Source organism: Arthrobacter sp. Z5-13, assembly GCF_056499105.1.
Map to the genome: position 1 here is coordinate 2930015 of NZ_CP096460.1, position 17321 is coordinate 2947335.

The window sequence follows — 17321 nt, forward strand, 5'->3', positions numbered from 1 at the left end:
AAGAACTTTAGTTGCTGTTGCCAGCAGTTCTTGAATTACTCAGCTGCTGCGGCAACCGGCTTCTTCGCGGCCTTGGCCTTTGCGGCCTTAGGCGCAGTCTCTGCCTTCACGGCAGGAGCAGAAGTGTCAGCGGGCAGGGAATCCTTGGCAATCTTCACCAGAGCGGCGAACGCGTTGGCGTCGGACACTGCAAGCTCGGCCAGCATACGGCGGTCAACCTCAACCTCAGCGGCCTTGAGGCCCTGGATCAGACGGTTGTAGGTGAGGCCGTTGGCGCGCGATGCAGCGTTGATGCGCTGGATCCAGAGGCGACGGAAATCGCCCTTCTTCTTCTTGCGGTCGCCGTAGCTGTACACGAACGAGTGCAGCAGCTGCTCTTTTGCCTTGCGGTACAGGCGTGAGCGCTGTCCACGGTAACCTTTGGCGCGTTCGAGGATAACCCGGCGCTTCTTGTGGGCGTTTACCGCCCGCTTCACACGTGCCACGTGCGTACTCCTTTAGAATTCTGATCCCAAGCGTCTACTGCCGGAAACCCGGCCGGCCTGAGAAGGCTTTTGGTAGTTGACTGCTGCCAGGAGGCATCAGCCAGAGAACTTGGAAATTAGATGCCGAGCATCTTGCGGATGACCTTAGCGTCGCCCTTGAAGACGATCTTGTCGCCGGCAAGGCGACGGGTCAGGCGCGAGGACTTGTGCTCGAGGTAGTGACGGCGGTTGGCCTGCTGACGGCGCAGCTTGCCGCTACCGGTCAGCTTGAAGCGCTTTTTAGCACCGCTGTGGGTCTTCATCTTCGGCATGGGAACCGATCTCCTTACGTATCCGCAGACAGTGTCTGCAGTTCTTTCGAGCAGCCGCCTGTGGGGCGGCATGCTGGTTGCTTACTGCGGAAGCAATGCCTCTGCAGCTTTGAACTAGTTGGTCTTCTTCCCCGCAGGCTTGGGAGCCTTGGGGGCTGCAGGCCTTGCAGCGGGCTTCGGTGCCGCCGGACGGGCCACGGGCTTCGGCGGCGAAGGTACAGCAGCCGGCTTTGGAGCCGCAGTAGGCGCCGCAGCAGGCGCCTGAGCTTCCGGCGCCTTTGCAACAGGAGCCTTTGCCGCCGGCGCCTTTGGTGCGGCCGGGGCCTCACGTTTCGGCGCCGGTGCCTTGGGAGCAGCCTCGCGGGGAGCCTCGACGGCTTTCTCCTTGACCGTCTCAGCTGCCGGAGCTTTTTCAGCTACCGGAGCCTTTTCAACGGGTGCTTCGGTAACTGCAGCAGCGTCCGGGGCAGGAGCCTCTTCCACGGAGGATGCGGCCTCCTTTACGGGGGCCTCGTTCCCTGCGTCAGGAGTGGATGCCTGCTGTTCCTGGACTGCGTCTTCACCATCGATTTCGACTGCCTCAGACTGAACGTCTTCGGTGGTTTCATCGGTTGAAGACAGGAAACCTTCGGGGAGAAGATCGGCCAGCGACTGCGTCAGTGACTCCTGGTTTTCGCCGCTGGTGTCTACACGGCCGGAAGCCTTGGCCTCGTTTTGTGCCTTGGCCTCCGCGCGCTGAGTTGCACGGCGTGCTTCTGCCTTGGCTTCAGCCTTGTTCTTCAGCGGACCAACAACCATGACCATGTTGCGGCCATCGATGCGTGGGCTGGACTCAACCACGCCGACCTCGGCAACGTCATCCGCGAAGCGCTGAAGCAAGCGGATACCCATTTCCGGGCGCTGCTGTTCACGTCCGCGGAACTGGATCATGGCCTTGACCTTATCCCCGGCACCGAGGAAGCGAAGGGCATGGCCACGCTTGGTCTCGTAGTCGTGGGTGTCGATCTTCAGACGGAAGCGGATTTCCTTCAGAACAGTGTTGGTCTGGTTCTTCCGGGCTTCGCGTGCCTTGACGGCAGCTTCGTACTTGTACTTGCCGAAGTCCATCAGCTTGCACACCGGAGGCTTAGCCTGCGGTGCAACTTCAACGAGATCCAGATCGGATTCGGCAGCCAAACGCAGCGCGTCCTCAATACGGACGATCCCTACTTGTTCGCCTGCAGGGCCGACCAGCCGCACCTCGGGGACGCGGATACGCTCATTGATTCTTGGCTCGCTAATGTTAAAGCTCCTGTGGTTGTAATGAGTACTCCACCGGCAAACAGAGAAGGCCCCCAATTGCCGGAGCAATCGAAGGCCTCGAGGATCGGATGTGCCCGCCCCATGGTGAGGTGGCACGCGCTTCAAACAGACAATCGCCTGATTGAACCGCCCGACCGTTACCCGGCAGCCTTGCTGCCACAAGAACATTTCCTTGTGGCAAACGGCTGACGCGGGTGGGAGAGATCTCCGCTTGCAAACTAGAAGTCAATTCTACAGAAAGATACCCGTTCTCCGCACATTGGGGGGAATGGGCATCCATAGCAAAATAACGACATCCAGTCGGTCTGTGACAAGCTTACCAGTATGAGCACTCCAGACAGTAATTCACACGTGTATGAGCCAGCGGATGAGCAGGGCAATGTGGCCCAACAGATCCGTGACATCTCCGAGGTGCCGGCAATCGAGGTCATCACCACTGCTGCAGTCCACCTGATGAGCGCTTCAGCCGTGAAACTCGGACTTGCCGCCGAGGACAATGCAGCAGAACTCAAGGACCTGGACGAAGCCCGGAAGCTTATTACCGCCCTCGCTGGCCTCGTCACAGCAGCGGCACCGGAAATCGGCTCCCAGCATGCGGGACCATTGCGCGATGGGCTGCGCTCACTGCAGCTGGCATTCCGGGAGGAATCGACAATCGCTGATGCTCCGGGCAAAGGCCCCGGAGAAAAGTACACCGGGCCGGTTAACTAGCGCTTACTGTCTTCCCTGAAAAGCCTTTTACAGCTGACTGACGACGACGGCGGCCCTCCACCTTCTAAAGGTTCGGGCCGCCGTCGTCGTTTATTTAGTCATTTAACTGTTTCAGGCTACGACGGGCCTGGTTACGCCGATCCGGTTACGGCGGCGTCTGGCTCCGACGGTGCTGCTGAAGCAGGAGCCCCAACAGGCAGATGGCTACGCCTGCCAAGCCGACGGATACAAAACCTGCAGAGGGTCCTATGCCGTCGATGAAGAGCCCGGCCAGCGGGGCCCCGAGAGCAACGCCCGCGGTAAGGGCAGAGCCGTACCAGCCCATCGCCTCGCCGCGGCGGGCCTCGTCCACCAGGTCAGCGACCTTTTCTGATGCAGCCGACAAAACGGGAGCGCAAAGCAGACCCGGCAGGAGCGACAGGAGTCCAAGCGTAAGAGTGTCCTGTGCGAAGCCCATGGGTATGGTCAGTGCTGCCATCCCCAGCAGCAGGACCATGGGCGAAACCGGGCGGTGCATGGCACCGTAGATCAAACCGCCGGCTACTGAAGCGGCGCACCAGAACAAAAAAACAAGTCCGATCTCTGCCTCTTGTCCGCCGATCTCAAGCAATGCGACGATCCCGACGTCGGTGCCGCTCAGCACCATACCGGCGCCTGCCGCAACCGAGAAGACCGCAGCTACAGAAGCGGTGAACCATGCGAAGTTGCGCGCGACTACGCCCCTGAGACGCGATGGTGGCCGCACGCCGGTGTGCGCTGGTTTCAACCCGGCCGCTGCCTCTTGGACATGGGCTGGAGCTGCCGCAACGACAGCCAGTTCAGCTGCCTGCTGCTGCTCGGCTGCGCAGTCCTCGTCGGTCGCCTCGCTTCGAGTGGGCGGGTTGAACCACATCAGGAAAAGTCCCGCGGCCGACGTCGTGATGCCTACTACCGTGAGCCCCAGCACGGAGAATCCGCTGGTGGCCACAATGGCGCCCGCGGCAGGGCCGATCATAAAGACCATCTCGGTGGAAATCGCATCAAGGGCAAACGCGGTACGGCGCTGCTCGCCCGTCACCATGACCCCCAGCGATTGACGTACCACACTGAAAATCGGAAGAGTGAACAGGCCGCCCACAAAGACCAGAGGCAGAAGCCACTCGTAGCTGACGTGAGGAACGACCGACCAGATCAGGGCCTCCGAGATCACCGAAGGGATCAGGGCCTTCCGTAAGCCGACGGTGTCAACGCGCCGCCCGCGCCACGGCGCTCCGACAGCGATGCCAATGGTCATGACGGCGGCGGCGGCCCCGGCCGCAGCGTAGCCCTGGCCAAGGGACAGGACTATGTGCAGGGTGAGAAGTACCCCGGCGGCCGAATGTGGAATGCGGGCAATCATGCCTACGATCAACAGCCGCCGGACGGGCCGGACAGCAAGCAGCTCCCTGTACAGAGCGAAATTCACGGGTTACATCCTTTTTCTTGCCTACGGCAGGAGGATCCATCCCCTGACCGAAAGCTACTCTACTGCGCGCCGCAGCTTGACCTCGATGGAGTCAACCCGCTCGGCCAACAATTCATTCCGGGCCCAGGCATTATTCATGCCTGCCACCACTGACTGGACTCCGGCGGCGTCCAATCCATCCACCAGGTACAGGACTATGCGCAGCTCCGGACCCGCACCGCCGCCTTTGAGCTGCAGCCCTCCCGCTGTCAAAGTGCCTACTCCCCCGCCACGCTGGATCTCGATGCGCCGGATCTGCGGAACATCGGAAGCAGTTGCCGCCACAGCATCAGCCACCTCGGCGTCGTCATAGGACGGTGACCATGGGAGTTGTTGAGCCAACGCCCAAACCGCAGGCCGCCGGACAACGATGGTGACGTCCGAGCCAGGATCGATCACCATAAGTTCGGCGCCTTCGGCAGCAGCAGACAAGGCAGCCCTGGCAGCATAGACGGCGACGGGCCTGGCCTCCTGATGCCAAGCATGGAGTGACTCGGCAGAGGAGAAAACCGGCAATGCAGTGCGTCCGTCGGGGGCCTTCAGCGTCACGAGTGCCATGTCCGCCTGTTTGTCCGCCTGGAGCCCGGCAGCGCCCTGCCCCTCTTCGCCCAACTGGGCGACTATCGGAACGAAAACCCTGGCATGCGCCAAGGCCTGCACAACGTCGTTTTCGTCACCCGCGCCAGCCACCAACTCGGATACTGCGGTGAGATATCCGGAGTCGGCAGTGCCGTCGTCGTCCTCGAAGTTGTGGATCCTGGCCTCCTCACCGGCGAGGCTACGCCCCGACCACGGCTGGCCAGCCGAATCGGTGGCACCCCCGGCACCAGCCAAGGCTGCAGCGATATGGCCCGGCAGAGGCCGGGAGCCGGATGAGTCTTCCACTGTCAGCGGCGGCCGGCGACGTCGAGAGCCTGGGGCAGTGTGAACGCACCGGCATAGAGAGCCTTGCCCACGATGGCTCCTTCGACGCCCAGTGGGACAAGTGAACGCAACACCCTGAGGTCTTCGAGGCTGGAGATTCCTCCCGAAGCTACGACAGGCTTACGGGTCTTCTCCACCATCTGGCGCAGCAGTTCCACGTTCGGACCCTGCAGCGTTCCGTCCTTGGTGACGTCAGTGACGACGTAACGGGCGCAACCAGCCGCTTCCAGCCGCTCCAGGACCTCCCACAGATCGCCGCCTTCCTTCGTCCAGCCTCGGCCTGCAAGAGTGGTTCCGCGGACGTCGAGCCCGACGGCGATGCGGTCGCCGAAGCGGTCAATGGCACGCTGAGTCCACTCCGGGTTTTCGAGGGCAGCGGTGCCGAGATTCACCCGGGCGACGCCCAGATCCAACGCCTTCTCCAGTGTCTCGTCGTCCCGCAGCCCGCCGGAAAGTTCCACCTTGATGTCGAGTTTGCCAACGACTTCCCGCAGCAACTCCGAGTTCGAACCGCGGCCGAAAGCAGCATCAAGGTCAACAAGGTGAACCCATTCCGCGCCCTGCTGTTGCCAGTTCAGAGCAGCCTCAAGCGGAGTCCCGTAGCTGGTCTCGCTGCCGGCTTCGCCTTGGACCAGGCGTACGGCCTGGCCGTTCACTACGTCAACGGCCGGGAGCAGTTCAAGTACCGGCAGCAGGGTTTCGTCGTTCATCATGGTCCTCAGGAGTGGTGGGGCGGAGTAGGAAATGTGGCCCGCAGCGATGCTATTCGGCAGGCTGTTATTCGGCAGGCAGGGTCAGCAGGTAGGCAGCCAGCAACGCCATTCCAGCAAGCGTATAGAACACGATCTGGAGCCAGAACGGAGCTTTCTGTTGCCTGAAGGACAACGCGCCGCCCACCAGCAACCCGGCGAGACCCATCAGCGCTATGGACCACCACACTAGGCGTCTGCTGCGGGTTGAGCTGAAGGCGTGCTGGCTGGAGCGGCTTCCGTGGAGGCAGGAGGCGCTTCTGTGGAGGCAGGAGCCCCAACGCGCTGCCCATGACGCAGCCCGTTGACCCAGTTTCGCAAGAGGCGGGCACCTGCGTCACCGGACTTTTCCGGGTGGAACTGGGTGGCAGCGAGAGGACCGTTTTCAACCGCAGCAATGAAGGGGGCCCCATGCTCCGACCAGGTTACCAGTGGCGGAGCCATCCGCGGCTGGATCACATCGAAGTCCCAGGTCTGGACTCCGTAAGAGTGAACGAAGTAGAAGCGTTCGTTCTCCACACCTTCAAAGAGGTGCGAACCCTCCGGTACCTTAACCGTATTCCAGCCCATGTGTGGCACGACGTCAGCCGGGAGCAGTTCGACCTTCCCAGGCCACTCGCCCATTCCTGCGGCCTCTGTGCCGTGCTCAACGCCGGCTTCGAACAGCACCTGAAGCCCTACACAGATGGCCAGGACGGGCCTGCCGCCGGCGACGCGCCGGCCGATCATCCTAATACCGTCCACGGCTTTGAGTTCGTTCATCACTGTTTCGAAAGCGCCGACGCCGGGAACAACGAGGCCATCGGCGTTGAGGACGTCCTGTGGCTTGGAGCTGAGGATCACTTCGGCCCCGGCACGCTCCAGCGCCCGGACAGCAGAGCGGACATTGCCCGACCCGTAGTCCAGGACCGTAACGGTGGGCTTACCCTCCGGCGAAGCGGGTTTGGCGGTGGCCTCCGGATCGACGATCGCGCCGTCCTGGATGAGCTTTCCGGTCACAATGCCCCTTTGGTTGATGGGATTCCGTCCACGCGCGGATCGGTTTCCACTGCCGCGCGCAGTGCCCGGGCGAACGCCTTGAACTGTGCCTCCACAATGTGGTGGGGATCCCTGCCGGCCAAAACGTTCATGTGAAGGCATATTCCCGCGTGCAGGGTGATGGCTTCGAAGACATGGCGGGTGAGTGAACCCGTAAAGTGCCCGCCAATGAGGTGGTATTCCTGGCCGGCAGGTTCGCCGCCGTGCACCAGATAGGGCCTTCCGGAGACGTCCACTACCGCGTGTGCGAGTGCTTCATCAAGGGGAACAGTGGCTTCTCCAAAGCGGCGGATGCCTGCCTTGTTACCCAACGCCACTTTCAGGACTTCACCAAAGGTGATGGCGACGTCTTCCACAGTGTGGTGGACGTCGATGTGGGTGTCACCGGTGGCCTTGACCGTGATATCGATCAGCGAGTGCTTGCAGAGCGCCGTGAGCATGTGATCGTAAAAAGGAACCGAGGTATCGATGTCCGACACTCCCGTTCCGTCCAGATTGATCTCGACCAGCACGGACGATTCACTGGTGGCGCGCTCCATGCGCGCAGTCCGTGCCGCGCCAGCAATGGATCCGGTGTTGCTCATGGTGATGTGTCCTTTGGAAGAAGGGCCTCAAAGCCTGCGGCTTCTGGGTCTTGGTTCAAGTTTAGGCCGGTACTGCGGATTGCCCTGTCAGGATGCGCTCCAGAGCCTCAAGGAATGCTGTGGTCTCAGCCTCGGTTCCCGCCGTAACCCTCAGGTGCCCTGGGATGCCGACGTCGCGAATCAGGACTCCGCAGTCAAGAAGTGCTTGCCAGACTGCGTGCGGATTCTCCAGTCCCCCGAAGAAAACGAAGTTGGAATCAGAGGCGGCGGGCTTCAGGCCCATTCGAGTGAGCTCCGAGACGATCCTGTCCCGTTGCGCCTTGATGTCCTCAACATCAGCCATCAAAGCTTCCCTGTGCTGGAGCGCTGCGAGAGCCGTCGCCTGGGTGACCGCTGACAGATGGTAGGGCAAGCGGACCAGGCGAAGGGCATCAGTGACCTCCGGTGCTGCCGCCATGTAGCCCAGCCGGGCACCGGCCAGGGCAAACGCTTTGCTCATAGTCCGCGTCACTATCAGGCGTTCCCGTCCGGGGAGCAACGTCAGTGCACTGGGAGTACCGTCGTGTGCAAACTCGTGATAAGCCTCATCCACGATAACAACGGTTTGGCTCTGCTCTCCTGCTTCATAGACAGCCTTCACAACATCCAGCCCCAGGCCGGTACCTGTGGGGTTGTTGGGCGAACTCAGGAACACTATGTTCGGCTGCCGCTCCCGGACCTGTTCGGCGGCATATTCTGCGCTGAGCCCGTAGCCCGCAGCGCGCAGGCCCGTGACATATTCGGTATCAGTACCGCTGGCAAGCAACGGGTACATGGAGTACGTGGGGGGAAAGCCCATTGCCGTCCTGCCAGGTCCGCCAAAAGCCTGCAGCGTCTGTTGCAGCACTTCATTGGAGCCATTGGCAGCCCAAATGTTTTCAGCCCCAAGCCCATGCCCCAGGTATTCAGCCAACGCTGAGCGGAGCTCACTGAACTCCCGGTCGGGATACCGGTTCAGGCCGGCGGCGGCGGCTGTGACAGCCTCCGAAATTGCCTTCAGGACATCCTCAGGCACGCCATGGGTATTTTCATTGACATTGAGCAGGATGGGCACATCCAGTTGCGGCGCACCGTAAGGCGTCAGGCCCCGGAGATTGTCGCGGAGTGGCAGTCGATTCAGGCGCGCTAGCTGGTCAGTCACCAGAACAGTTTAAGTGCCCGATGCCGGGGCCGGAAAACTGTGACGCCCACGGGGATTGCGGGAAGTCGACAACAGGGCCCACGCAAAGGCTCATGCGGACGGGACAAAGAGCTGCTGTCCCGGGCTGACCGCTCCGCCGTCGAGGTTATTCAACTGCACGATGTCTGCCACCACATCCCGCGGATCGCGTTCAGGCGCAACGGTGCCGGCTATCGCCCACAAGGATTGCCCCTGCTGCACGGTGACGGTCACAGTGCGGGTCAGGGAGAGCTCTGAGACGGTGTCCGCCGCCTTGGCCGGAGACGTAAGGAACCCTGAGAGCGACATCAGGAAGGCGGTGAGCAGCATAAGGGGCAAGACCACCAGGACAATCCACCCGCGCCGGGTAAGCCGCAACGGCGCCTGCACCCGGCTATGGGTTGCGCCCTCGGCGCCGGCACCCTCGTAGGCACGCACTCCTTCGTAGGCACTGGTTTCGTCGCTGGCCCATGCTTCCCGACCGGGACGGACCACTCCGTACTCAAACGACGCGGCTGCCTCCTGCCAGGCACCGGCGTGATGCGCGACGGCGGAAGTGCACAGCGTCTTCTCCGATTGAGGCTCCCCGGAAACCGATTGCGGAAAGAACTCGTGGAACGCAGATGTAGCTGACATGACCGTCCTCCTGGACCCTACTGTGCTGCCCGTTGTGTTCGTTGATTGCAAGAAATTCACTTGCCCACGGCCTCCACTTTCGAACGTTTGAACGGATGTGGTGACCGGAGCCGGCAAATTAGGAAGCTGACTAGAACACATATTCGAACCTTACTGTGTAAGTTTTAGCATCTATGATCGAACATTGTCGAGACTCACTAGAACAAATGTTTGAAAAACTCTCTTGGCTGGCCTACGTTTGATCAAAGAAAGATCGATCAGGACAACCACATCTGCAGTTGATCAGCAGGGTCTGACATTCAGGCAGAACATTCCGGCGGCTGCCGCTCAGCGGCCGGAAAAATGGAAAGGCGTTGGCGAAAATGGCAGCACAAGCCGCGGGCAGCAAGGCCACCCCAAGGGCCTCGCAGACTGCCCGAACGCCCAAGGGGCTCACCCTTCGCCAAAAGAGGATCCTGGAGACCATTCAGCGATCAGTGAACGACAACGGCTATCCGCCGTCCATGCGCGAAATCGGGGACACGGTGGGCCTTGCGAGTTTGTCCAGCGTCACCCATCAGCTCTCGCAGCTTGAGAAACTCGGTTACCTGCGTCGGGATCCAAAGCGTCCGCGGGCAATGGAAGTTTTGATGCCGCTGACCCTGGAAGAAGGCGGAACCGAGCCTGCCCGGCCGGAAAAGCCAACCCGGCTCCGGAGTGTTGGCCGTCAGCCGGTGACGGAACTGGCCGGCGCAACAGATACCGCTATGGTTCCCCTCGTCGGGCGTATCGCCGCAGGCGGGCCTATTCTCGCCGAGCAACTGGTTGAGGAGTTCATGCCGCTCCCCCGCCAGCTCGTTGGACACGGCGAGCTGTTCATGCTCAAGGTTGCCGGCGACTCAATGATTGATGCCGCCATCTGTGACGGCGATTGGGTGGTTGTGCGCCGCCAAAGCGATGCTGTCAACGGCGATATCGTGGCCGCGCTCTTGGACGATGAAGCCACCGTCAAGACCTTCCGGCAGCGGGACGGTCACACATGGCTGCTCCCACAGAACACCCAGTACGAGCCAATCCTGGGCGATCATGCCACCATCATGGGCAAAGTGGTCTCGGTCCTGCGGTCCATCTAAGCCCTGCGGTCCATCTAGCTACTCGCCACCCGCGTTTCCTCGGCCAGGCGTTTCAATGCTGCCACCGCGATTGTGGGGTCTGTGGTGGGCCAGAATGGCGGAAGGGCAGCGCGCAGGAAGTTACCGTATCGCTCAGTCGACAATCGGGAATCCAGGACGGCCACAACCCCCTTGTCCCCCGTCGAGCGAATGAGGCGGCCGGCACCCTGGGCAAGCCGAATCGCGGCGTGGGTGGCAGAAACAGACATGAAGCCGTTGCCCCCTGCCTTTGCTACGGCACGGGACCGGGCGGTCATGAGGGGATCGTCAGGACGCGGAAAGGGAATTCTGTCGATCACCACCAGGCGGCACGAACCCCCCGGAACGTCCACTCCTTGCCACAGTGACATTGTGCCGAACAGGCAGGTGTCAGGCTCATCCGCAAACTGCCGGACCAGTGCGGTCATGGTCGAGTCCCCTTGGCAGAGAATGTTCACGTCGAGCCGCGGACGCAGGGCTTCCGCAGCTTCTTCCGCCGCGCGGCGCGAGGAGAACAGGCAAAGCGCCCCGCCCCCGGATGCAAGGATCAGCTTTTCGAGCTCATCGAGGGCCTCGGGTGAGGTTCCCCGGCCCGGCTTCGGCAGGTGACCCGCCACGTATAGAATCCCTTGTTTCGGATAGTCGAAAGGCGAGCCGACGTCGATTCCGGTCCAGCTCGGCGCACCTGGTCCTACGAGGCCCAATCCCCCCGCGGCAGGCTCAAAAGCGGAACCGATGGCCAGGGTCGCTGATGTCAGCACAACGGTGTGTCCCTCGAACAGGCCTTCGCGTAGCCGTCCGGCGACGCTCAGGGGCGCCACGTTGATCAAAGCCGGGGAATGGTCGTCCGGCGCTGAGTAACCTTGCTGCGGATCAAAGGTGCTGTTTCGCGAAATCCACACCACCTCGGCGTTTTCCCGTGCCGAGATCAGCCGTTCACACAGTTCCAGGATCACCAGGAGGCGTGAACGCGCCAGCTGCCGCCCGCCGTCGGCCGTGGTGGAACTGTCCCCCTTGGAATCGGAGAGCGCCGCACGGCATGCATCGCGGAGCTGGTCCACACAGTCGAGTTGTTCGTCGTTGAGCCCGCTGGGCAGCAGACCGCTGGGAATCCCTGCAATCGCGACTTCCAGGTTGGCAGCGGCAGAGTTGAGGGCTTCGACAGTTATGCCGGTGTGCTTGCGCGCTCCGGAGGCCGCCGCATGAACCATCGCCACAGAGAGTTGCCCGGAGACTGCCCCTGTAACGCGATCCTGAAGTTCATGGGCCTCGTCCACCACCACAACGTCGTACTCAGGGAGCACCGCCAGGCCCTCGAATGCGCTTACAGCGAGCATGGCGTGGTTGGTGACGACGACGTCGGCCTCTGCAGCGTTTTGACGGGCCAGTTCACTGAAGCACTCGGCTGCCATGGGGCATTTCTGGGCCCCGAGGCACTCCATGGACGTGACTGAAACCTGCCGCCAGGCACGGTCAGTCACGCCAGGCATCAGCTCGTCGCGGTCGCCGGTGTGGGTCTTGTCAGCCCATTCCCGCAGCCGGACCACTTCTTTGCCCAGTTGGGACAACGGACCACCCATGGCGGCTGCAAAGTGCGGCACGCTGGTATCTTCCCCCAGCGAGAACAACTGTCCCTCAGACGGCTCTTCGGATGGAAAACCGCCCTCAAGCTTGTGGCGGCAGACGTAGTTGGCGCGGCCCTTGACGAGTGCCACTTTCACAGGCCGGTCCAGCGCAGGGGTTAGCGTTTCCAGCAGCCTGGGCAAGTCCCTTCCCACAATCTGGGTCTGCAAAGCCAGTGTGGCGGTGGAGACAAGGGTGGGTTTGTCGCTGACCAGCGAGTGGGCGATGAGGGGAATGAGATAGGCGAGGGACTTGCCGGTCCCTGTTCCTGCCTGGACCAGCAGGTGGTCGCCGCTGTCTATTGCGCGCGCCACCTGCCGGGCCATTTCGTGCTGACCGGTGCGGCTCTCGCCGCCCATTCCGGAGACAGCCCGGTCGAGCAGTTCAAGCACAAACCGCTCACTGGCCGATGCATTCGCCTCCGGATCCGCTTCAGTCATTGGTGACGAAGGATTCCAGCTCAGCGGCAAGACCTTCGCGGACCATCACCACGGCACGTGTGCCGTGTTCATCGTGATCGAGGGTAAGGATTTCTGCGTCCGTTTCGTGCAGCTTGCTGATCAGGTCGCCCCGGTTGTAGGGGATGTGCAGTTCCAGTTTGACGCTTGGCCTTGGAATGGATTCGCTGATGGCTTTGAGCAGGTCGCTGATGCCCTGGCCTGTCCTGGCGGAAACCACCACGTGCCGGGGTTCGCGCTGCTTCAGCCGCTCCACCACGAACGGATCCGCGGCGTCCACCTTGTTCAGCACGATGATCTCCGGGACCTTGCGCGCATCCACTTCGCTGAATACAGCACGGACGGCGGCTATCTGGCCTTCCGGATCCGGGTGGGATGCATCCACCACGTGGAGGATGAGGTCGGAATCGGCCACTTCCTCCAACGTGGAGCGGAACGCTTCCACCAGCTGAGTGGGCAGTGAACGGACAAAACCCACGGTGTCGGCAAGGGTGTAGCCCAGCCCGTCTGCGGTCTCGGCCTTGCGGACCGTCGGGTCCAACGTGGCAAACAGCGCGTTCTCCACCAGGACACCGGCGTCGGTCAGTCTGTTCAGCAATGAGGACTTGCCGGCGTTGGTGTACCCGGCAATCGCAACAGAAGGGACAGCATTACGACGGCGGTTGGCCCGTTTGGTCTCCCTCGCAGGCTTCATGGCGGCGATTTCCCGCCGCAGTTTTGCCATCCGCGTCCGGATCCGTCGCCGATCCAGTTCGATCTTGGTTTCACCAGGACCACGCGAGCCCATCCCGGCCGCTGCCCCACCCACCTGGCCACCGGCCTGGCGGGACATGGATTCACCCCAACCACGCAGGCGCGGCAAGAGGTATTCGAGCTGGGCCAGCTCTACCTGGGCCTTGCCTTCCCGGCTCTTGGCATGCTGGGCAAAAATGTCGAGGATAAGCGCGGTACGGTCAATGACCTTGACCTTGACGATGTCTTCGAGACCGCGCCGCTGTGACGGAGCCAATTCGGCGTCGACAACAACTGTGTCCGCGCCCGTGGACATCACAATGTCCTTCAGTTCGAGGGCTTTGCCTGAGCCAAGGAAAGTTCCGGGATCTGGCTTGGCTCTGCGCTGGACGAGGCCGTCGAGTACTTCTGAGCCAGCGGTTTCTGCCAGCGCTGCCAGTTCCCGCAAGGAGTTCTCAGCATCCGCCAGGGTTCCTTCTGACCACAGCCCCGCCAGGACTACACGTTCGAGCCGGAGCTGCCGGTACTCGACTTCGGTAACGTCCTCAAGCTCGGTGGAGAGTCCCGCGGTCCGCCGCAGTGCGCGCCGTTCCTCGAGATCCTGCTGATCACCGTCGTAGCTGGTGTGCTCGTCGTCGAGCCCTGATATGGCCTGGGCCCTGCCGAAGACACCCTTGCTGTCATCGTCCGCCTTCCGGATATTCCTGGCCGGTACATCCTTGGCGAGAATCCGGTCAATTACAGCCTGGATCTCCTCAGGGGACATATCCTGCGCGGCTGAATCTGGTCCGGTGTTGTGCTGACTGGTCATGGTCTCCTTAAGCGGTTCTACATCTTCAGAATAGTGCCCTTTGCCGGGCTGTGGTGCTGTATTCGCGGTGGGCTGACGGCTATTGGTCAATTGTTCCTCCAGGTGGCCACGGCTGCGGTGCCGTGGCGGGCATGGTTGGGGACGTTCGTGGCTGGGGGCTCCCGCGGAAGCGGTCTGCCGGCCAGAGAGACTTCGGGTGGTGTTGTCAGATGCCTTGGTTGATCATGATGGACTCCATGGGGTTCGGGCACCCAGTTGATCTGCCAGTGGGATCATTCGCCTGCATCCGATAGACGTTGCCTCCGGCCGCCGACGGTGATCGGGTGGCGTGGTGTCGGGAGGGTTTGTCTATGGTTCATTGACTTTGAAAGCACTGGTGCTGAGCGCGCTAAGCGGAAGGAAGTTACCTGCATCGCTGCGGGACGATAAGCGGGCAGTCAGGCGGGCTATTATGCCAACTCGCCTGCGCCGGGCTGAATCGCCGCTACTCAAAGATCAAGAACATGGATTAAAGAATACCAGATGGGCCTACCCCCGGTTTCCCATCGAGCTGCAGGCCAACTAATCTGGCCAGTTATGGAGTCCGCACATTATTTCAGCGCCCAGCCGGCAGGGCCATTCACCCGCAAGCCGCTGACGGTCGAACTCGCCGGTGAGACGAGGAAGCTCCATACATCGTCGGGAATCTTCAGCCCCGAGGGTATTGACAAGGGGACGGCCGTTTTACTGGCCGAGGTACCAGCGCCGTCTCCGCAGGGAAACCTGCTTGATATCGGGTGCGGCTGGGGTCCAATCGCCCTGACCATGGCCCTGCGTGCACCCCATGCGAACGTCTACGCCGTAGACGTCAACGAGCGATGCGTGACCCTGACGAACGAAAACGCTGCCGCACTGGGTCTGGGAAATCTCCGGGCGAGCCTGCCGGACGAGGTAGACCCAGGAATCATCTTCGACACCATCTGGTCAAATCCCCCGATCCGGATCGGTAAGGACGAACTTCATTCGCTCCTGCTGCGATGGCTTCCCCGGCTCGCCCCTGGTGGCTCTGCCTGGCTGGTAGTCCAAAAAAACCTTGGATCCGATTCACTGCAGCGGTGGCTGGGAGCGGAGCTGGATTCATCCTTCACGGTGACCCGCGAGAGTACCTCGAAGTCCTTCCGGATCCTGAAGGTCAGGAAAGCGTCCCAGTAGCAACAATGACGGCGGGGCCGCTGAGCTCCACGTGCTCGCGCCCGTCTGGCCCGGGGAAGAACTTCACGCCCACTACGCCGCCGGGAACTCTAACGTTCCACGCATTCGGAGCGCCCTCGCCTGCCCAATGCCGGATCGCGACGGCTGCTGCGCAGGCGCCAGTCCCGCACGACTGCGTTTCGCCGACGCCCCGCTCGTGAACCCTCATCGTTATGGTTCCCACACCATCATGGACAAGGGGTTCGGACGGCACCACAAACTCGACGTTGGTGCCGTTCGGTGGAGTGGGATCTACATGGGGTGCGGTAAAAAGCTGCGTTGCCTCGAGCTCGGAAAGCTCTGCAAGGGCAACAACAGTATGCGGATTTCCCATGCTGACAGAGAGAGCGGGCCGGGCCACCTCGAGTCCGTGTGCGCTGACGAGCGAGTCCATTGCGCGGGCTGCTGCATCCTCGGGGAAGATGAATTCCCAAGGCCCCATGTCCACCGCATATCCCGAACCGCTGCGGACGATCACCTTCACGCCGCCGCGGGTCCCAATGGTCAATGAAGCTCCCTCGTCCAGGCTGACCAGTCCTTGTGCGATGAGGAAATGCACGAAAACACGCACCCCGTTGCCGCACATCTCGGACAGGGAGCCATCCCCGTTGCGGTAGTCCATAAACCATTCAGCGTCCGGATGATGGGCCAGCAGGTCCCGGCCTTCAGGAAGGAAACGTGATGGCACCGCGCGGATGAGGCCGTCGCCGCCGATTCCGCGGTGGCGATCGCACAGTTCGGCTACCTGTTCAGGCCCAATAGGCCAGGTGCCGGCCGGATCGGCGATCAGGACGAAGTCATTTCCCGTGCCATGACCCTTCGAGAACGACAAGCCGCTCAAGCCCTGGTGAGCATGTGCGGGGGTCTCTTCAAGGGTCTCATTCATGGTCCAAGGTTACCGTCTTGGTCCTGTTAGCCGGAAAACCTTCCGGCGAAGCCACTTCCCTGGAAACCCGACGGGAAACCCTCGGGATGTCCCTCATCGGCAGAAGGCTGCTGCCTTCTCCAACAGTGCAGGATCCTGCCAATCCAGCCAGGCAATCCTGGGATCCCCCCGGAACCACGTCAGCTGCCGGCGTGCGAATTGCCTGGTGGCCACAATGGTCTCCTCCGCCGCTTCCGCAACGTCGCTGACACCATCGAGTACTTTCAAAAATTGCGCGTACCCGAGGGCACGGGAGGCGGTTTTTCCCTGCCTCAGTCCGCGTGATTCGAGCCGTCTTACCTCCTCAAGGAGGCCGTTCTCTACCATCCCATGAACGCGTTGGGCGAGCCGGGTGCGGAGGACGTCCCGATCCACTTCCAGCCCAATCTGCACGGTGGGCCGGACGTACTCACGCGTGGGCATGTAGGAACTGAAAGGGCGCCCGGTTAACTCATAGACCTCCAAGGCGCGGATGACCCGGCGGGTGTCTCCCAGGCGTGCCGCTGATACGGGGTCCAGGCGTTCAAGGCGGGAACGCAGGCCGGCTTCACCCTCGGACGCGGCTTCGTTCTCAAGGCGTCGACGAATGGCGGGATCCGTTCCGGGAAACTCGAGCACATCCAGAGCCGCCCGCAGATAGAGGCCAGAACCGCCCGCGAGGATGGCCCTTTTCCCCCGCTCATGGATTGCGTCGATGACCGCTCTGGCTTGCTGCTGGAAGTCAGAAACGCTGGCTTCGTCGGTGACGTCCAGGGTATCCAGCAAGTGGTGGGGCACTCCCTGGCGTTCTTCCAGACTGATCTTGGCGGTACCGATGTCCATGCCCCGGTAAAACTGCATGGAATCGGCGTTGATAACCTCACCATCAAGTTCGAGGGCCAGTCCCACGGCCAGATCGGATTTGCCGGAGCCAGTGGGCCCGACGACGGCGATCACCGGTGGCGGGCCGTCTGTGGGAACCCTTACTGCAGCGGTACCGGCGTCTGGCATT

The 17321-nt window shown here is 61.9% G+C and carries 18 protein-coding genes; 3 read left to right on the forward strand and 15 right to left on the reverse strand.

The genetic code is table 11. The features are described from left to right. Positions 1 to 35: 35 nt before the first annotated feature. The 3 genes from rplT to infC form a co-directional block, all read right to left on the reverse strand. The gene (rplT, locus tag M1E02_RS13785; protein ID WP_247048688.1) at positions 36 to 485 is read right to left on the reverse strand and encodes a 50S ribosomal protein L20; all 450 of its coding nucleotides are present in this window, start codon (positions 483 to 485) and stop codon (positions 36 to 38) included. A 116-nt stretch (positions 486 to 601) separates the two neighbouring features. Further along, entirely contained in the window at positions 602 to 796 is a 195-nt protein-coding gene (gene rpmI / locus M1E02_RS13790; RefSeq protein ID WP_009358635.1) for a 50S ribosomal protein L35, read from the reverse strand. A gap of 114 nt (positions 797 to 910) precedes the next feature. Then, positions 911 to 2035 (reverse strand): translation initiation factor IF-3, encoded by a 1125-nt coding sequence (gene infC, locus M1E02_RS13795; protein ID WP_479374811.1) that lies wholly within the window; start codon positions 2033 to 2035, stop codon positions 911 to 913. A 387-nt stretch (positions 2036 to 2422) separates the two neighbouring features. On the opposite strand from infC, the gene M1E02_RS13800 reads away from it, so the two are divergent. Beyond that, a complete protein-coding gene (locus tag M1E02_RS13800; RefSeq protein ID WP_479374812.1) occupies positions 2423 to 2809 on the forward strand; it encodes a DUF1844 domain-containing protein in 387 nt (128 codons plus the stop codon). A gap of 145 nt (positions 2810 to 2954) precedes the next feature. Here the strand turns inward: M1E02_RS13800 and M1E02_RS13805 are convergent, their stop codons facing one another. From M1E02_RS13805 to M1E02_RS13840, 8 genes are all read right to left on the reverse strand, one after another. After that, on the reverse strand, positions 2955 to 4253 hold the full coding sequence (locus M1E02_RS13805) for an MFS transporter (protein WP_479374813.1): 1299 nt from the start codon (positions 4251 to 4253) through the stop codon (positions 2955 to 2957). Between the two features lie 54 nt (positions 4254 to 4307). Beyond that, entirely contained in the window at positions 4308 to 5177 is an 870-nt protein-coding gene (locus M1E02_RS13810) for an SseB family protein (protein WP_479374814.1), read from the reverse strand. Positions 5178 to 5179: 2 nt separating this feature from the next. Continuing rightward, on the reverse strand, positions 5180 to 5926 hold the full coding sequence (priA, locus tag M1E02_RS13815) for a bifunctional 1-(5-phosphoribosyl)-5-((5-phosphoribosylamino)methylideneamino)imidazole-4-carboxamide isomerase/phosphoribosylanthranilate isomerase PriA (protein ID WP_479378159.1): 747 nt from the start codon (positions 5924 to 5926) through the stop codon (positions 5180 to 5182). Between the two features lie 67 nt (positions 5927 to 5993). Next, complete coding sequence (locus M1E02_RS13820; RefSeq protein ID WP_479378251.1) at positions 5994 to 6155, reverse strand: hypothetical protein; 162 nt, start codon at positions 6153 to 6155, stop codon at positions 5994 to 5996. Next, positions 6155 to 6964 carry an imidazole glycerol phosphate synthase subunit HisH gene (gene hisH / locus M1E02_RS13825; protein ID WP_479374815.1) on the reverse strand — a complete coding sequence of 270 codons (810 nt, stop codon included), beginning with the start codon at positions 6962 to 6964 and terminating at the stop codon, positions 6155 to 6157. Before hisH ends, M1E02_RS13820 begins: the two co-directional genes overlap by 1 nt. Beyond that, complete coding sequence (gene hisB / locus M1E02_RS13830; RefSeq protein ID WP_479374816.1) at positions 6961 to 7587, reverse strand: imidazoleglycerol-phosphate dehydratase HisB; 627 nt, start codon at positions 7585 to 7587, stop codon at positions 6961 to 6963. The genes hisH and hisB overlap by 4 nt, the downstream gene beginning before the upstream one ends. Positions 7588 to 7648: 61 nt before the next feature. Then, on the reverse strand, positions 7649 to 8767 hold the full coding sequence (locus tag M1E02_RS13835) for a histidinol-phosphate transaminase (RefSeq protein WP_479374817.1): 1119 nt from the start codon (positions 8765 to 8767) through the stop codon (positions 7649 to 7651). 90 nt (positions 8768 to 8857) lie between these two features. After that, positions 8858 to 9421 (reverse strand): LysM peptidoglycan-binding domain-containing protein, encoded by a 564-nt coding sequence (locus M1E02_RS13840; protein ID WP_479374818.1) that lies wholly within the window; start codon positions 9419 to 9421, stop codon positions 8858 to 8860. A 362-nt stretch (positions 9422 to 9783) separates the two neighbouring features. On the opposite strand from M1E02_RS13840, the gene lexA reads away from it, so the two are divergent. Next, a complete protein-coding gene (lexA, locus tag M1E02_RS13845; protein WP_479374819.1) occupies positions 9784 to 10533 on the forward strand; it encodes a transcriptional repressor LexA in 750 nt (249 codons plus the stop codon). 14 nt (positions 10534 to 10547) lie between these two features. Here the strand turns inward: lexA and M1E02_RS13850 are convergent, their stop codons facing one another. Then, positions 10548 to 12614, reverse strand: coding sequence for an ATP-dependent DNA helicase (locus M1E02_RS13850; protein WP_479374820.1), 2067 nt, complete (start codon positions 12612 to 12614; stop codon positions 10548 to 10550). After that, positions 12607 to 14175 carry a GTPase HflX gene (gene hflX, locus M1E02_RS13855; RefSeq protein WP_479374821.1) on the reverse strand — a complete coding sequence of 523 codons (1569 nt, stop codon included), beginning with the start codon at positions 14173 to 14175 and terminating at the stop codon, positions 12607 to 12609. The genes M1E02_RS13850 and hflX overlap by 8 nt, the downstream gene beginning before the upstream one ends. A gap of 576 nt (positions 14176 to 14751) precedes the next feature. Here hflX and M1E02_RS13860 point away from each other — a divergent pair. Continuing rightward, the gene (locus tag M1E02_RS13860; RefSeq protein WP_479374822.1) at positions 14752 to 15366 is read left to right on the forward strand and encodes a class I SAM-dependent methyltransferase; all 615 of its coding nucleotides are present in this window, start codon (positions 14752 to 14754) and stop codon (positions 15364 to 15366) included. Here M1E02_RS13860 and dapF read toward each other — a convergent pair. After that, positions 15347 to 16291 carry a diaminopimelate epimerase gene (gene dapF, locus M1E02_RS13865; RefSeq protein ID WP_479374823.1) on the reverse strand — a complete coding sequence of 315 codons (945 nt, stop codon included), beginning with the start codon at positions 16289 to 16291 and terminating at the stop codon, positions 15347 to 15349. The genes M1E02_RS13860 and dapF overlap by 20 nt on opposite strands. Before the next feature lie 93 nt (positions 16292 to 16384). Further along, positions 16385 to 17320 (reverse strand): tRNA (adenosine(37)-N6)-dimethylallyltransferase MiaA, encoded by a 936-nt coding sequence (gene miaA, locus M1E02_RS13870; RefSeq protein ID WP_479374824.1) that lies wholly within the window; start codon positions 17318 to 17320, stop codon positions 16385 to 16387. Position 17321: the final 1 nt, after the last annotated feature.

Excerpts from the sequence above, each read along its gene's own strand:
- rpmI (WP_009358635.1), bottom strand. The coding sequence starts at position 796 with ATGCCGAAGATGAAGACCCACAGCGGTGCTAAAAAGCGCTTCAAGCTG.
- M1E02_RS13800 (WP_479374812.1), top strand. The coding sequence starts at position 2,423 with ATGAGCACTCCAGACAGTAATTCACACGTGTATGAGCCAGCGGATGAG.
- priA (WP_479378159.1), bottom strand. The coding sequence starts at position 5,926 with ATGAACGACGAAACCCTGCTGCCGGTACTTGAACTGCTCCCGGCCGTT.
- hisB (WP_479374816.1), bottom strand. The coding sequence starts at position 7,587 with ATGAGCAACACCGGATCCATTGCTGGCGCGGCACGGACTGCGCGCATG.
- M1E02_RS13840 (WP_479374818.1), bottom strand. The coding sequence starts at position 9,421 with ATGTCAGCTACATCTGCGTTCCACGAGTTCTTTCCGCAATCGGTTTCC.
- lexA (WP_479374819.1), top strand. The coding sequence starts at position 9,784 with ATGGCAGCACAAGCCGCGGGCAGCAAGGCCACCCCAAGGGCCTCGCAG.
- M1E02_RS13850 (WP_479374820.1), bottom strand. The coding sequence starts at position 12,614 with ATGACTGAAGCGGATCCGGAGGCGAATGCATCGGCCAGTGAGCGGTTT.
- hflX (WP_479374821.1), bottom strand. The coding sequence starts at position 14,175 with ATGACCAGTCAGCACAACACCGGACCAGATTCAGCCGCGCAGGATATG.
- M1E02_RS13860 (WP_479374822.1), top strand. The coding sequence starts at position 14,752 with ATGGAGTCCGCACATTATTTCAGCGCCCAGCCGGCAGGGCCATTCACC.
- dapF (WP_479374823.1), bottom strand. The coding sequence starts at position 16,291 with ATGAATGAGACCCTTGAAGAGACCCCCGCACATGCTCACCAGGGCTTG.
- miaA (WP_479374824.1), bottom strand. The coding sequence starts at position 17,320 with ATGCCAGACGCCGGTACCGCTGCAGTAAGGGTTCCCACAGACGGCCCG.